Below are 14,620 nucleotides of genomic sequence, written 5' to 3' on the forward strand. Positions count from 1 at the left end.
GAGTCGGCGTCTCGCGGTGGGGATGCCCGTGGTCCCCCGGGCAGCTGGCGGCGCCTCCGACAAGGGTCAGGGCGCTGTCGGATGCGAGCGCGTCAACGCGCCAGCGCATCGGGACGCGGATTCGAAGGTGTCGAGCCGACCCGCCGTCACCATTGGACCCGTGTCACGGCGTGGGTCCGCGAAAACGGCCGGAACCCCCACTAGCCTTGCGGGGTGGCGACCCGAAACAGACCAGCGAACGACAGCGTCCTCGTCGCGAAGAAGGCCTCTTCGCAGCCGCGCGCCAAGAGCTCGCGCCCGGCCGGCGCATCTGCGGCCTCGACGACGCGCGCCCGCACGACCCCGCCGAAGTCGAGCGCACCACGTTCGGGCGGCACGACGAAGAATGCACCCGCGCGCAAGACCGGCTCGTCGCGAGGGGCTGCTGAAGCGCGTCCCTCCGCGTCCGGTCGCGCTGCTCGTGGCGCGTGGATGGGTGTTTCGCACGTCGCCGGCGGCACCGTCCGCCGCGTCGGCGCCGCCGCTTCTGACCTCGAACCCGAACACCGTCGCGACGGGCTCGGTTTCGCCCTCCTCGCCCTCGGCATCGTCGTCGCTGCGCGGGAGTGGTGGGGGCTGCCCGGCATGTTCGGGGACGTCGTCCACGCCGTCGCGGCCGGCACGTTCGGCGTCATCGCCTACGTTCTGCCCGTCGTCCTCATCGGCATGGCCATCCACATGTTCCGCCACCCGCGGGGGCACCAGCCGACCAACCGCATGACGATCGGACTGACGATCCTCGCGCTCGGCTCGACGGGGATCGCCCACCTCGTCGGCGGGCGTCCGTCGACAGGGGTTTCGACCGCGGTGCGCGGCGCAGGCGGCATCCTCGGCGTCATCACGGGAGGGCCGCTGTCTGCCGCGCTCACGGTGTGGGGCGCGGGCATCATCCTCGCGCTCGTGTCGTTCTTCGGTTTCCTCGTGCTGACGCGCACGCCCGTCAATCGCATCCCGCAGCGCATCCGCGAGGTCGAGGCGCAGATCTTCGGCCACCCCCTCGATGAACGCGACGACGAGGGCGAGCTGCTTCAGCGTGACGCCGTCGCCGACGACCTGCACGGCGCCGACATCGGCAACCGCGCGCGGGGCGGCTCGCGTCGCGGCGCGGGTGACGACGCCCGGCGCGGCGATGAGCCCTACGAGCAGGCCGCCGAGGTCGTCGGCAAGGGACCGCGCGGCAAGGGCCGTGGCACATCACGCAACCCGCTCAACCGCCGTCGCGGTGAGCAGCAGATCTACGACATCGACACGATCGACGGCGCCCCGGCGGGCGTCGATCAGACGCGAGAGATGCCCGACGGCGGCTCTGACGACGAGCGCGCCGGCGACGCGAGCGCCGCTGCGCTCGCGCGAGCCCGGGCATCGCGCTCCGGAGCGTCGCCGGCAGGGGAGGCGGCAGGTGGGGCAGCGCGCCGCTCCGCACCCATGGATTCCGTCGACGATGCCGTTGTCGACCAGGCCTCCGCACGTGCGGCGCAGGCGTCGCGCCCGGCGTCGGCACAGCGGCCGGGGGAGTCGCCGAAGGCCGCGGCGGCCCGTCAGGATGCCGGTGCCACGCGCGTCGAGCAGGCTGCGCCGGCCGCAGCCGTCCCTCAACGTCAGGTGGAGGCTCAGCCCACCGAACAGCTTCCACCTCGTGTCGAGCAGCTCGCAATGGGCGGCGACGTCACGTACACGCTGCCCGATTCGAACGTCCTCGAACAGGGGACCCCGCCCAAGGAGCGTTCCGCCGCGAACGACCGCGTCGTCGACGCGCTGACCGAGGTACTCGAGCAGTTCGGTATCGACGCCGTCGTCAGCGGGTTCACGCGCGGCCCGACGGTGACGCGCTACGAGGTCGAACTCGGCCCCGGCGTCAAGGTCGACCGTGTGACGGGGTTGAGCAAGAACATCTCGTACGCCGTCGCGAGCGCCGACGTGCGCATCCTGTCGCCGATCCCCGGCAAGAAGGCCATCGGTATCGAGATCCCGAACGCCGACAAGGAACTCGTCAGCCTCGGCGACGTGCTGCGCAGCCAGGCGGCGCGCAACAACACGCACCCGATGGTCATGGGTGTCGGCAAGGACGTCGAGGGCGGCTACGTCGTCGCGAACCTCGCGAAGATGCCGCACATGCTCGTCGCGGGTGCGACGGGCGCCGGTAAGTCGAGCTTCGTCAACTCGATGATCACGTCGTTGCTCATGCGGGCCACGCCCGAAGAGGTGCGCATGGTGCTCGTCGACCCCAAGCGCGTCGAACTGACGGCGTACGAGGGCATCCCGCACCTCATCACGCCGATCATCACGAACCCGAAGAAGGCCGCCGAGGCACTCGAGTGGGTCGTGCGCGAGATGGACGCACGCTATGACGACCTGGCCGCGTTCGGCTACAAGCACATCGACGAGTTCAACAAGGCGGTGCGCGCGGGCAAGGTGCAGCTGCCGCCCGACAGCAAGCGCAAGCTCGCGCCGTACCCCTACCTGCTCGTCGTCGTCGACGAGCTCGCCGACCTCATGCTCGTCGCGCCGCGCGACGTCGAGGCGTCGATCCAGCGCATCACGCAGCTCGCGCGTGCCGCGGGCATTCACCTCATCCTCGCGACGCAGCGCCCGTCCGTCGACGTCGTCACCGGCATCATCAAGGCCAACGTGCCGTCGCGCCTGGCGTTCGCGACGTCGTCGCTCGCCGACAGCCGCGTCGTGCTCGACCAGCCCGGTGCCGAGAAGCTGCTCGGTCAGGGTGACGCGCTTTTCCTGCCGATGGGTGCGAGCAAGCCGATGCGCGTGCAGGGCGCATGGGTCAACGAATCCGAGATCCACGCCGTCGTCGCGCACGTCAAGAGCCAGCTCGCGCCGAACTACCGCGAGGACGTCGCGCAGGTCGCGCCGAAGAAGGAGATCGACGACGACATCGGCGACGACCTCGACGTGCTGCTGCAGGCCGCCGAACTCGTCGTCACGACACAGTTCGGATCGACGTCGATGCTGCAGCGCAAGCTGCGCGTCGGATTCGCGAAGGCCGGTCGCCTCATGGACCTGCTCGAATCGCGCGCCATCGTCGGCCCGTCCGAGGGGTCGAAGGCGCGCGACGTGCTCGTCAAGCCCGACGACTTGCCGCAGACGCTCGCGTTGCTCAAGGGCGAGGACGTGCCCGATGCGTCGGGTGGCGACGGTTTCGCGGATGCTGACGAGGACGACGCCCTCGGCGGTAGGGGTTCGGGCGGCTCCGGGGGTTCCACGGGTGCACCCGGCTCGATGGGTGCGGGCGGTTCGATGGAAGCGGGGCCGATCGACCTCGTCGCGCAGTCGCAGGCCGACCTCGCCGAGCCGGGCGAGCAGTACTACGACGGGCACGACTCGTCCGATGACGACGGTTCTGAGGACGCCTGGAACCTCACGAGCAACGCCCGCTGACCCGCTCGTCCGCCCGCCGCTGACCCGCCCGCCGGCGGCTCGGGCGCGTCCTCATCTGCGATTCCCGTCCCCATCGGCGAATCACATCCACATGTGCGATTCCCGTCCACATGCGCGATTCTTGGTCACTTCCATCAAGGTGGCCAAGAATCGCCGTTGTGGACAGGAATCGCGAAGGTGGGCGCCGTTCGCAGAAGAGGACGGGAATCGCGAACGTGGACGTAAATCGCCGATGGGGACGGCTGCGAGGGGACAGGACGGGTGCGTCAGGAGTGAGCCGGGCGGGCAGCGGCGACCTCGGTGAGGATGTCCTGCATCGTCGCCTCGATGGCATCGAACCCCGAGACGGGGCCGGCGATGAGTTCCTGCGTCGGGCCGACGGCGAACAGCGTCGGCGTGCCGACCCGCATCATCTGTGAGATGGCGAGCGGCTCGTCGATCATGACACGGGCCGGGTCGGTGCCGCGCTCGACGATGACGTCCGCCTGCGGCTGCGTCGTGACGACGTAGTGGATCGGCAGGGCACCGAGCTGTTCCTGCCACGCCGGCGCTGCGTCCATGACGTGCAGACACGACCCACACGACGGTGAGACGTAGAGAAAGATCGCTGGGCCCATCGCGCCAATCTGTCGCAGTGACGTCGTCGCGCCCGTCGCGTCCTCGAACATCATGAACGGCGTCGGCGTCGGCACGTAGTCGAGCAGATCATCGTCGCTCGCCTCTGAGGGGTCAGAGACGTTGTGAACGCCCGCGGCTTGAGGCGCTTGGTTGACGGAGGCGGCCGGAGATTCAGGGGCATCACCGGCGCGAGTGCCATCAGGGGCGACGGGCGTCTCAGCGGTGAGGGCGTCAACCCCGTGAGACTCGACGGCGCTCGACGCGGCGGCGTCGGCGGCCGGGGCGCCACTCGCGTGAGGCTTCGGAGGGTTCGGGGCCGCGGCGCCGGTGGCCGGGGCAACTGCGGGGTCCAATGGCGCGGCGTCCGAAACCCCCACGGTTGAGGTGTCGGCGGGGTTCTCGTTCGGCGCGGCACCGAGCTGGTCGGCGATGTCACCCATGAGAGCGATGACGTCCTTCGTGCCGCCCACCGGCCCGCCGGCGAGCTTGCCGTCGGCGCCGAGCAGCACGGCCGAGGGAGTGCCGACGCCGAACAGCCGCGCGACGGCGTACGTCTCGTCGAAGAGCAGGTCGAAGTCGTCGGCGTCGTCGAGGCCCGGCACGACCTCGCGCGGCGCCATCGGCAGCACGAGGCTCGTGCGCAGCGCCGGCATGGTGCGCTGCCAGGTGCGCGCGTGCTCGATGACGTCGATGCACGAGCCGCACGTCGGTGACACCAAGAGCAGCAGAACGGCTTCACGCGCCGCGAGATCGCGCAGGGTCACGCTCTGCCCGCCCGGCGTCGTGACGGCGGCGAAGGGGACGGGGACGCGCAGGTAGTCGTCCTCGTCGCCGCCGCCCGCGGTGGCCACCGGGCCCGAGACCGCAGAAGCCGCCGAGTCGTCGCCGCGGTGGCCAGCGATGAGCCACGTCAGCACCACCGCGCCCAACACGCCCGCGAGCCAGGCCCAGTCGCCGCCGTCGAAATCACGCAGGCGCGCCAGGACGCCGTCACCACGCGCCGCGTCGAACAGCGACAGCGCCGCGAGCCCGACGAGGACGACGTTGCGTACCGCAGTGAATCGGTCGACGAAGCCGAGGCCGAGTTTGCCGAAGCACGAGCACGTGACGGGCTCGCCGAAGCCCAGCGCGCGCACGATGACGACGAGGTAGGCGACGAACAGCAGCACGGCCGCTACGTTGACCACGGCCGCGAGCCACCCCGACGTCACGATGAGCGCGATCGCGAGCACGATCTCGGCGACCGGCAGCAGCGTCGGCACCTTCCACCGCATGAGGAATCGCGGCAGGCGCAGGCTCGTGAAGGCCTGGGCGGCGGTCTCGAGATCCGCGAGCTTCGCGACGCCGGAGACGAGGAGCACGAACGCGAGGAGGACGGCCGGGACGATCAGAGGGGCGTCATACACGCGCCAATGATAGGTCGCTCGGCGTGGGCCGAACCTTGGGCGCGGGCGGCGCCACTAGACTTTCGAGCATGACTTCCGCCCCCACCCGCAGCGTCGCCGTCATCACCCTCGGATGCGCGCGCAACGAGGTCGACTCCGAAGAGCTCGCAGGGCGTCTGTCCGCGGAGGGCTGGACGCTCGTCGACGATGCCGCAGAGGCGGACGTCGCCGTCGTCAACACGTGCGGGTTCGTCGAGCAGGCGAAGAAGGACTCGATCGACGCGCTGCTCGAGGCGAACGAACTCAAGGAATCCGGGCGGACGCAGGCCGTCGTCGCCGTCGGCTGCCTCGCCGAGCGCTACGGCAAGCAGCTCGCCGATCAGCTGCCCGAGGCCGACGCGGTGCTCGGTTTCGATTCCTACACCGACATGTCGACGCACCTGACGTCGGTGCTCAACGGCCATAAGCCCGAAGCGCACATGCCAGGCGACCGCCGCAAGCTACTGCCGATCTCGCCCGCGAAGCGGCAGGAGGGCGCCGACGGTCTCGCGCTGCCCGGCCACGGTGCGCCGGTCAGCGAGCCGTCAGACGTCGAGGTGGCCTCGCCCGTCGCGACGCCGCGCGTCATCCGTGCCCGCCTCGACGGACGCCCGTGGGCGCCGCTCAAGATCGCGAGCGGCTGCGACCGACGGTGCGCGTTCTGCGCGATTCCCGCGTTCCGCGGCGCGTTCATCTCGCGTCGCCCCGCTGACGTCCTCGCGGAGGCGCGCTGGCTCGGTGAGCACGACGTCAAGGAGGTCTTCCTCGTCTCGGAGAATTCGACCTCCTACGGCAAGGACCTCGGTGACCTGCGCCTGCTCGACACGATGCTGCCCGAGCTCGTCGCCGTGGACGGCATCGAACGTGTGCGCGTGTCGTACCTGCAGCCCGCGGAGATCCGGCCCGACCTGCTCGATGTCATGGCGAACACGCCTGGTATCGCGCCGTACTTCGACATCTCGTTCCAGCACGCCTCCGGCCCGTTGCTGCGCACGATGCGGCGCTTCGGCGATCGCGAGTCCTTCCTCGGCCTGCTCGACGACGTGCGGCGCCGCGTGCCGAACGCGGGCATCCGTTCGAACGTCATCGTCGGGTTCCCGGGCGAGAGTGAGAAGGACCTCGACGAACTCGAACAGTTCCTCGTCGGGGCGCGCCTCGACGTCGTCGGTGTCTTCGGCTACTCCGACGAGGACGGCACCGAGGCCGAGACCTATGCCGACAAGCTGCCGCAGGACGAGATCGACGCGCGCCTCGAGCACTTCCGCACCCTGACCGAGGAGCTCAACCTGCAGCGCGCCGAGGAGCGCATCGGGGAGCGTCTCGAGGTGCTCATCGAGGCCACCGAGTCGGACGACGAGGACGACCCCGAGGCCGCCGTTCGCCATGTCGGCCGCGCCGGGCAGCAGGGCCCGGACGTCGACGGCATGACCTACGTCGAGGCCCCCGACGGGCGCGAACTGCGCGTCGGCGACATCGTCGAGGTGGAGGTCGTCGCCACCGAAGGCATCGACCTCGTCGGGGAGCTGCGCTGACGTGGCGCATCGTGGGACTCAGGGCCGCACGCCCGACGCGACCGAGGGTGGCGTGGCGGACGACGCAGCCTGCGAGCCTGCGGCCCCCGTCGACGCGCCTGCGGGCCGCGAGACCGTCAGCGACTGGAACATTGCGAACGCCTTGACGATGGGTCGCATCGCGCTCGTGCCGTTCTTCGGCTGGTTCCTCGTCGCTCGCGCCGGGCACGACGACACGTTCCGCATCATTGCGTTCGTGCTGTTCGCCGTCGCGGCGATCACCGACCGCATCGACGGCGACATCGCCCGCAAGCGTGGCCTCGTCACCGACTTCGGCAAGCTGATGGACCCGATCGCCGACAAGGCCCTCACCGGCATGGCCTTCGTCGGCCTGTCACTCATCGGCGTCGTGCCGTGGTGGGCAACCGTGCTCATCCTCGCGCGCGAGATCGCCGTCACCGCACTGCGATTCGTCGTCATCCGCCGCAGCCACGGCGTCATGCCGGCCAGCCGCGGCGGCAAGATCAAGACGGCGCTGCAGGCACTCGCAGCCGGCCTGTTCGTGCTGCCGCTGCCGTGGGTCGGGCACGCGCTGGCGTGGGCGATTCTCGCGGGCGCGATCGTCGTCACCGTCGTCACCGGCGTCGACTACTTCGTCCAGGCGGCGCGGCTCAACCGCCGTCATGGGGGGCGCGGGACGGAAGGGTCGGCATGACCGTGGAAGCGTGCGAGACGGCTCAGCGGCTCGTCGAGGATTTCACCCGTCGCGGGCTGAGGTTCGCCTGCGCAGAATCGCTGACGGCGGGGCTCGTCAGCGCGGGGATCGCCGACGTCCCCGGCGCCAGCCGTGTGCTGCGCGGCGCGGCCGTCACCTATGCGACGGAGGCGAAAGCCGCCGTCCTCGGGGTGGACGAAGCTCTGCTCGCCGAACGCGGAGCCGTCGATGCCGAGGTCGCCACCCAGATGGCGCGCGGTGCGCTACGTCTCTTCGAAGCCGACGTGGCCGCCGCGACGACGGGCGTTGCCGGGCCGAGCGAACAGGACGGTCAACCTGTCGGACGCTGCTACGTGGCGATCGCGGTCGTGGACCGGGAATCCGAGCCCGACGGTGTGCGTTGTCACGTTCAAGAGTTCACCTTCAGCGGTGATCGCGCGGCGATCCGTCGGGCTGCGAGCGAAGCAGCATGGCGGATGAGCCTCGACCAGGCGTGAGGGCGCGCACGATCCGTATGGAACACGCCGCCGACGAAACCGTCGTCGGCGGCCCGTCCACGGCGGCCCTCGGAGGGTTGTCACCCGTCGCCGCTACAGTGATAGCAACCAAAACTGGCACGCACGTGCCATCGTCACCAGGAGATACGCATGATCTTGCTTCGCGAAGAGCTCGGTGACGTGCTGCGCTCCCAGCGTCAGGCGCAGGGGCGCACCCTACGCGAGGTCTCGAAGGCGGCACGCGTCTCGCTCGGTTACCTGAGCGAGATCGAGCGCGGCGAGAAGGAAGCCTCGTCCGAGCTGCTCGCCGCCGTCTGCGAGGCGCTCGAGCTGCCGATGTCGCAGACGCTGCACCTCGTCGCCCAGAACGTCGCGCGCGCCGAGGCTGCGCACGCACCCGTCGTCCTGCACCCCAACCGTGCGGCGGTCGCCAAGGCTGCGTGACGGCCCTCGGCTGAGCGGCGCCGTCGCGGGGAGCCCGCCGCGGTGATGCTCAGCGTCGTTTGCGGATGCCGTGCGGCCCGGCGACGAACCCCGCGTCCATCAGCGCCTTCACGATCGGCTCGTCCGAGGTGAGGGCGCTGATCCCGTTCACCGTCTTGATGCTGAGCGAGTCGACCTGGCCGCCGCTGACGAGCCCCGCCAATCGTGCGCCCACCTCCGGCCAGACGGCGTCCTCGGCCGTCCAGGTGAGGGCCGTGCGGCCGCCGCGTTCCACGTAGGCGACGAGAGCGCCGTCGGCGATGACGACGAGCGCGCCCGCCTTGCGCCCGGGACGGTGACCGGCGTGCTCGTCACGTGCCGGTGGCCACGGCAGCGCCGCGCCAAACGGGTTGGCCGGGTCGCAGGCCGCGAGCACGAGACACTCGACGGGCCGCGCACCCCACGGATCGGGCTCCGGCGCGCGCGTCGCACGCAGCGCATCGACGGCGACCGACGCCCCGAACTGCGAGGCACCGAGACCTTCGACGAAGTAGCCGCGCCGCACGAGCCCACGCTCCTCGGCGCCGGCGAGCACCTTGTAGACGGCGCCGAACCCACCGACGACGTCCTCGTCGACGACGGCGCCGCGCGTCACGATGCCGTGGCGGGCGAGCAGCCCCTCGGCCCGCGTGAACGTGCGTTCGGTGAGATCATCCTCGGCTGCGGGCAGAAGGCGCCACCGTCCGACGGCGGTCGGAGGGGTCCTGCCGGCGGCCGCTGCGCTGGGGCGGCCGGCACGCGACGACAACGACGGACCCCGCAGGCGGGCATACCGCGAGCCGCGCGCCGTCGACACCCGCGGCTTGTGCGCACTCGCGCCGCCGGTGAGCAGAGCGCGCACGGGCGCGAACGTGTCGCCGCTGACGTGACCGTTCCACGCCGCGTCCCACAGCGCGCTCGTGAGAGCCGAGTCGTCCGCGGTTGCCAGGCGAGTGCGCAGATCGGCGAACAGGTGGCTGCCACCAACCCCGAGGGCTCGCGCCACTGCGGCGCCGGTTAGGGGCGAGCGCCCCTTCTGCGTCCCGGTCTGAGTGGGCGCTGCCGTCCTGTCGTCGCGGGACTCAGCGGTCGCGCCGTGCGCACCTGAGTCAGCCGTCATCGGGGCGGCGGCACCCGCCACCTCGGCGAGTTGGTCGGCGGGTGGTTCGCTCACACCCGAGCCATTGACGTCGGCATCGTCGGTGTTATCGACAACGCCAGAGGCCGCCGCGTCGGATGTCTGCGCATCTGGCTCGGCGTCAGATCGGGCGGCACCAGATCTCGCAATCTCGGACGATGCGGCAGCGGCCGTCGACCGCTCTTCTGCGGGCGCCTCACGGCCGGGGGCGTCGAGCTCACTCGGAAGGGCGTGCGCGGCCAGCGTCAGGGGAGCGGTGTCGGGGAAGTGGAAACTGATCCAACCGTCGTCGGCGGAGATGCTGCCATGCCCCTGCCACAGCAGTTCACCGGCGGCGAGCAGCTCGTCGAGGTCGGAGGGGCGGTAGTTCGTCACGCGGGCCGGCAGGATGAGGCTCTCGATCGCGGACGCGGGCAGCGGCACCCCGACGAGCGGTTCGAGGGCGGCGAGCACACCGTCGGGTCCGCGCAGCCCCCCACCCACCTGCTGCCAGCGCGGCAGGAAACGGGCGTACTGCTCCGCGGCGACCGGTTCGATCTCCGCGCGCAATGACGCCAGCGACATGCGTCGCAGCGTGCGCAAGACGCCCGGGTCGCAGAACTCCCCGTCACGATCGCCGCCGCCGAGCGAGTCGGGCAGCAGAGCTCCGTGGACGAGGCGCGAGTCGTGCGCGAGCCGCGTCAGCGCACTCGTGACGACGGCGACGCCGAGGCCGTAGTGTCGCGCCGCGCGGGCCGCGGTGAACGGGGCGTGGCTCGCCGCGTATCGCAGCAGTAGATCGTCGAGCGGCGCCGTCACGGGTTCGAGATACGCCTGTGCAACGCCGGGCGGCAGTGCGACACCGAGCGCATCCCGCAGACGCGACGCGTCCTCGATCGCGGCGAGGCGCACGTCACCGCCCCAACGCACCTCGATGGCGCGCCGGGCCGCGACGAGTTCGCGCCACCACGGCTCGACGTCGCGGGCCTCGGCACCGGGAGGTGGGTCGAGCTCCGACTCATGGTGGGCGGCGTCCGACACCACGTCGTCAGCCGTCACGTCCGTCGAGGTCGCCTCCACCGCGTCGTCGCCGGTCTCCGCCAGCTCACCTGCCGCCGTCGGCGCCGGACCGGATGACTCCGCCTGCGATACCACCGGGTCGGCCGACGACGTCGAGGCCGGCACAGCCCTTGCGGCGATCTCCTCGAGCGTCAGCGGGCCAAGGGCGCGCAGGGCATCGGCGAGATCCTCGGCATGGCGCAGACGCCGGTCGGGCGCGAGCCGTTGGGTGCGCGACTCGAACAGCCGCACGATGTCGGGGTCGAGCAGGTCGGCGACGGACAGTCCGCCGGCGGACCCGAGCAGGTCGGCGAGCAACTCCGGGTCGAGCGACAACGCGGCGGCGCGCCGCTCCGCGAGCGGCGAATCGCCCTCGTAGAGGAACTGCGCGACGTAGCTGAACAGCATCGCCTTGGCGTACGGGCTCGGCGACGTCGTCTGCGTGTGCACGACACGCACCTCGCGCTTGGCGATGGAACGCATGAGATTCACGAGGCCGGGCACGTCGTAGACGTCCTGCAGCACCTCACGCACCGCTTCGAGGACGATCGGGAAGCTGGGGTAGGCGCTCGCGACCTCGAGCAGCTGCGCGGCCCGCTGACGTTGCTGCCACAGCGCCTGACGCTTGCCCGGGTTACCGCGCGGCAGCAGCAGCGCACGCGCGGCGCACTCGCGGAATCGCGCCGCGAACAGGGGCGTGCCGCCGACCTGATGGGTGACGATGTCGGCCACGTCGTCCGGGTCGAGCACGATCGCCTCGATGAGGGCGTTCGTCAGGGTGTCGTCATCGCCCTCGGTCTCGAGCAGGCGGAAGACGAGCCCGTCATCTGTGTGCATGGCCTGCACCTCGACGCCGAACCGCTCCGCCATCCGGGCGCTGACGGCGAGCGCCCACGGTGCGTGCACGGACGCGCCGAAGGGCGAGTGCACGACGATGCGCCAGTCGCCCATCTCGTCGCGGAAGCGTTCGATGACGACGGTGCGGTCGGTCGGCATGTGCCCGACGGCTTCCTGTTGCTCACGCAGGTAGGTGAGCAGGTTGCGGGCGGCGAGTTCGTCGAGCCCGAGTTCGCGGGCGCGCGTGAGGGCGTCGTCGTCGCTCGTCTCGGCCATCTCCCGGGTGAACGCACCGATCGCCTCACCGAGTTCGAGGGGTCGCGACAGTGCGTCACCCTTCCAGAACGGCAACCGCGCCACCTGCCCCGGCGCGGGGGTGACGAGCACCTGATCGCGCGTGATGTCCTCGATGCGCCACGTGCTCGTGCCGAGGGTGAACACGTCGCCGACGCGGCTCTCGTAGACCATCTCCTCGTCGAGTTCGCCGACGCGGCGCCCCGGCCCGTCGCCGCCCGCGAGGAAGACGCCGTACAGGCCGCGGTCGGGGATGGTGCCGCCGGAGGTGACGGCCAGTCGTTGCGCGCCGGGGCGCGAGCGCAGCACGTCGTCGCTGCGATCCCAGACGATGCGGGCGCGCAGCTCACGGAAGGTGTCGCTCGGATACAGCCCCGACAGCATGTCGAGGACGGAGTCGAGGACGCTGCCCGTCAGACCCGCGAACGACGCCGCGCGACGCAGCACCCGTTCGAGGTCATCGCGACGCCACTCGTCCATCGCAACCATCGCGACAACCTGTTGCGCGAGAACGTCGAGGGGGTTGGCCGGAACCGCGATCGACTCGATGAGGCCGCGCCGCATGCGGTCGACGACGACGGCGGCGCTCAGCAGATCGCCGCGGTACTTGGGGAAGAGCACACCGTGGCTCGTCGCCCCGACCTGGTGACCCGCACGGCCGATGCGCTGCAGCCCGCTCGCCACGCTCGGTGGCGATTCGACCTGTACGACGAGATCGATCGCGCCCATGTCGATGCCGAGTTCCAACGAACTCGTCGCGACGACGGCGGGCAGGCGCCCCGCCTTGAGCTGGCCCTCGATCTCCGCCCGCACGTCCTTGCTCACCGACCCGTGGTGAGCGCGCGCGATGACGGCCGGCGTGCCCGCCGACGTCCCGGCACCGCCGATGAGCGCCGCAGGTGGGGTCGAGGCGCGCGCGTCATACCCAGGCATGACCTCGTCGCGGGTCGCCCGGCCATCTCCGGTGCGAGCCTCGTCAGCCCGGGCAGCGCCGGTCATGGCGTCGCCGACGGGGCCTGTGGCCCACGGGTCGACGAGGGAGCTCGACGATGCCTGCGCTGGCTTGTCCGCGTCTGCGGCGGTCGCGTCGTCGTCGTTCAGATCGGCCTCGTCGAGGTCGATGTCATCTGCCCCGGCTGAGCTGCCGAGCGCTTCCGCCTGCGCCGCGGCGTCGAGGCGCTCGGCCCAGATCTCGTTGAGGCGTGCCGTCAGACGCTCGGCGAGTCGCCGCGAGTTGGCGAACACGAGCGTCGAGGTGTGCGCGGCGATGAGGTCGACGATGCGTTCCTCGACGTGGGGCCAGATCGACGCCGTCCGCTCCGGGGCGTGATCGTCGAACGGGGCGTCGTCGTCCCGCGGGCTGGAGGCGAGGTCTGCCATGTCCTCGACGGGGACGACGACGTCGAGCTCCCACGTCTTCGTGATCGGCGGCGCGACCGTCGTGACGGGGCGCCCGCCGGCGAGATAGCGCTCGACCTCGCTGATCGGGCGGACGGTGGCCGACAGGCCGATGCGCTGCGCGGGGGAGTCGAGCAACTCGTCGAGTCGTTCGAGCGTGACGGCGAGGTGCGCGCCACGCTTGGTGCCCGCGACGGCGTGGATCTCGTCGATGATGACGTACTGCACGCCCTTCAGCCGCTCGCGCGCGTTGCTCGTCAGAAGCAGGAACAGCGACTCCGGGGTCGTGATGAGGACATCGGCGCCCTTGCTCGCGAAGTCGCGCCGCTGCTTCGGAGTCGTGTCGCCCGAACGCACCGCCACCGAGACCTCGGGCTCGCTCAGGCCGAGGCGCGTCGCCGCGTGACGGATGCCGACGAGGGGGGAGCGCAGGTTGCGTTCGACGTCGACGGCGAGGGCCTTCATCGGCGAGACGTACAGGACCCGGCAGCGGTGGTCGGCGTCGGGCTGCGCGTCGTCGCCTGCGTGCATGACCTGGTCGAGCCCCCACAGGAAGGCGCTCAGGGTCTTGCCGGAACCGGTCGGGGCGACGACGAGCGTGTGCTGCCCCTCACTGATCGCTTCCCACGCGCCCTCCTGAGCGGGGGTGGGTGCGCCGAACGTGCCCGTGAACCACTCACGGGTGGCCGGCCAGAAGCGTTCGACGACAGGGCTGTTCATGCGCCCAAGCGTGCCACGCGGCGCCGACAACCCCGTCGTTTCGCGGTTTTCGCCCCGTCAGGTTGCCCCCGCAGTGGCCCGTGGGCGAGGGTGGCGGGGTGCGAGAGAGTGAGTTCAACCGCCTCATGGCAGACGAGTTCGGCGACGCCTACGGCTCGATGGTGGCGAGCAGCCACGTCTTCGGCGCGCTCGACGGGCGCACCGCGAACGAGGCGCTCGCGGCCGGCGTCCCCGCCCGACGGGTTTGGCTGGCCGTGTGCGACGCCTTCGACATCCCCGAGGAGCGCCGCCTGGGCCGCGACCGGCCCGTCATCGACCACCCGTTCGAGTGAGGCCGTCTCGGTTCCGATGAGCCGGGCGGGTCGTCCCGGCAGTGGGTAGGGGTGAGCGGAACGAGGATGGCGGGTGCCGCCGTCGCGGGTCTGAGGTGGCTCGTCGACCGCACGCGGACACGCCACGCGACGATGTTCGAACGCGTGTTCTATTTCGTGTAATGTGGTCCACAGATGCGACGCCGGGGAACCCTTCTCCACAGC

The 14,620-nt window shown here is 71.0% G+C and carries 8 protein-coding genes; 6 read left to right on the top strand and 2 right to left on the bottom strand.

The genetic code is table 11. From position 1 onward, the window contains the following. The first annotated feature begins 213 nt into the window (after positions 1 to 213). The gene (locus ABH936_RS00430) at positions 214 to 3,432 is read left to right on the top strand and encodes a DNA translocase FtsK 4TM domain-containing protein (RefSeq protein WP_404602033.1); all 3,219 of its coding nucleotides are present in this window, start codon (positions 214 to 216) and stop codon (positions 3,430 to 3,432) included. A gap of 266 nt (positions 3,433 to 3,698) precedes the next feature. On the opposite strand, the gene ABH936_RS00435 is transcribed toward ABH936_RS00430, so the two are convergent. Further along, a complete protein-coding gene (locus ABH936_RS00435; protein WP_404602035.1) occupies positions 3,699 to 5,456 on the bottom strand; it encodes a TlpA family protein disulfide reductase in 1,758 nt (585 codons plus the stop codon). Positions 5,457 to 5,524: 68 nt separating this feature from the next. On the opposite strand from ABH936_RS00435, the gene rimO reads away from it, so the two are divergent. From rimO to ABH936_RS00455, 4 genes are all read left to right on the top strand, one after another. Then, the gene (gene rimO, locus ABH936_RS00440; RefSeq protein WP_404602037.1) at positions 5,525 to 7,006 is read left to right on the top strand and encodes a 30S ribosomal protein S12 methylthiotransferase RimO; all 1,482 of its coding nucleotides are present in this window, start codon (positions 5,525 to 5,527) and stop codon (positions 7,004 to 7,006) included. Between the two features lie 52 nt (positions 7,007 to 7,058). After that, positions 7,059 to 7,700: a CDP-diacylglycerol--glycerol-3-phosphate 3-phosphatidyltransferase gene (gene pgsA / locus ABH936_RS00445; protein WP_404602039.1), complete on the top strand. Its 642-nt coding sequence runs from the start codon at positions 7,059 to 7,061 to the stop codon at positions 7,698 to 7,700. Further along, the gene (locus ABH936_RS00450; RefSeq protein WP_404602041.1) at positions 7,697 to 8,197 is read left to right on the top strand and encodes a CinA family protein; all 501 of its coding nucleotides are present in this window, start codon (positions 7,697 to 7,699) and stop codon (positions 8,195 to 8,197) included. Before pgsA ends, ABH936_RS00450 begins: the two co-directional genes overlap by 4 nt. 150 nt (positions 8,198 to 8,347) lie before the next feature. Further along, positions 8,348 to 8,641: a helix-turn-helix domain-containing protein gene (locus ABH936_RS00455; protein ID WP_038567666.1), complete on the top strand. Its 294-nt coding sequence runs from the start codon at positions 8,348 to 8,350 to the stop codon at positions 8,639 to 8,641. A gap of 49 nt (positions 8,642 to 8,690) precedes the next feature. Here ABH936_RS00455 and ABH936_RS00460 read toward each other — a convergent pair whose 3' ends face one another. After that, positions 8,691 to 14,084 carry a DEAD/DEAH box helicase gene (locus tag ABH936_RS00460; RefSeq protein WP_404602044.1) on the bottom strand — a complete coding sequence of 1,798 codons (5,394 nt, stop codon included), beginning with the start codon at positions 14,082 to 14,084 and terminating at the stop codon, positions 8,691 to 8,693. A gap of 98 nt (positions 14,085 to 14,182) precedes the next feature. On the opposite strand from ABH936_RS00460, the gene ABH936_RS00465 reads away from it, so the two are divergent. Next, positions 14,183 to 14,416, top strand: coding sequence for a DUF3046 domain-containing protein (locus ABH936_RS00465; protein WP_038567672.1), 234 nt, complete (start codon positions 14,183 to 14,185; stop codon positions 14,414 to 14,416). The last annotated feature ends 204 nt before the right edge of the window (positions 14,417 to 14,620 follow it).

The sequence above is a fragment of the Dermacoccus sp. GAS27A genome (assembly GCF_044909235.1).
GTDB lineage: Bacteria > Actinomycetota > Actinomycetes > Actinomycetales > Dermatophilaceae > Dermacoccus > Dermacoccus nishinomiyaensis.

Bases quoted from the DNA above. Each gene is read 5' to 3' on its own strand.
- rimO (WP_404602037.1), top strand. From the start codon at position 5,525: ATGACTTCCGCCCCCACCCGCAGCGTCGCCGTCATCACCCTCGGATGC.
- ABH936_RS00450 (WP_404602041.1), top strand. From the start codon at position 7,697: ATGACCGTGGAAGCGTGCGAGACGGCTCAGCGGCTCGTCGAGGATTTC.
- ABH936_RS00455 (WP_038567666.1), top strand. From the start codon at position 8,348: ATGATCTTGCTTCGCGAAGAGCTCGGTGACGTGCTGCGCTCCCAGCGT.
- ABH936_RS00460 (WP_404602044.1), bottom strand. From the start codon at position 14,084: ATGAACAGCCCTGTCGTCGAACGCTTCTGGCCGGCCACCCGTGAGTGG.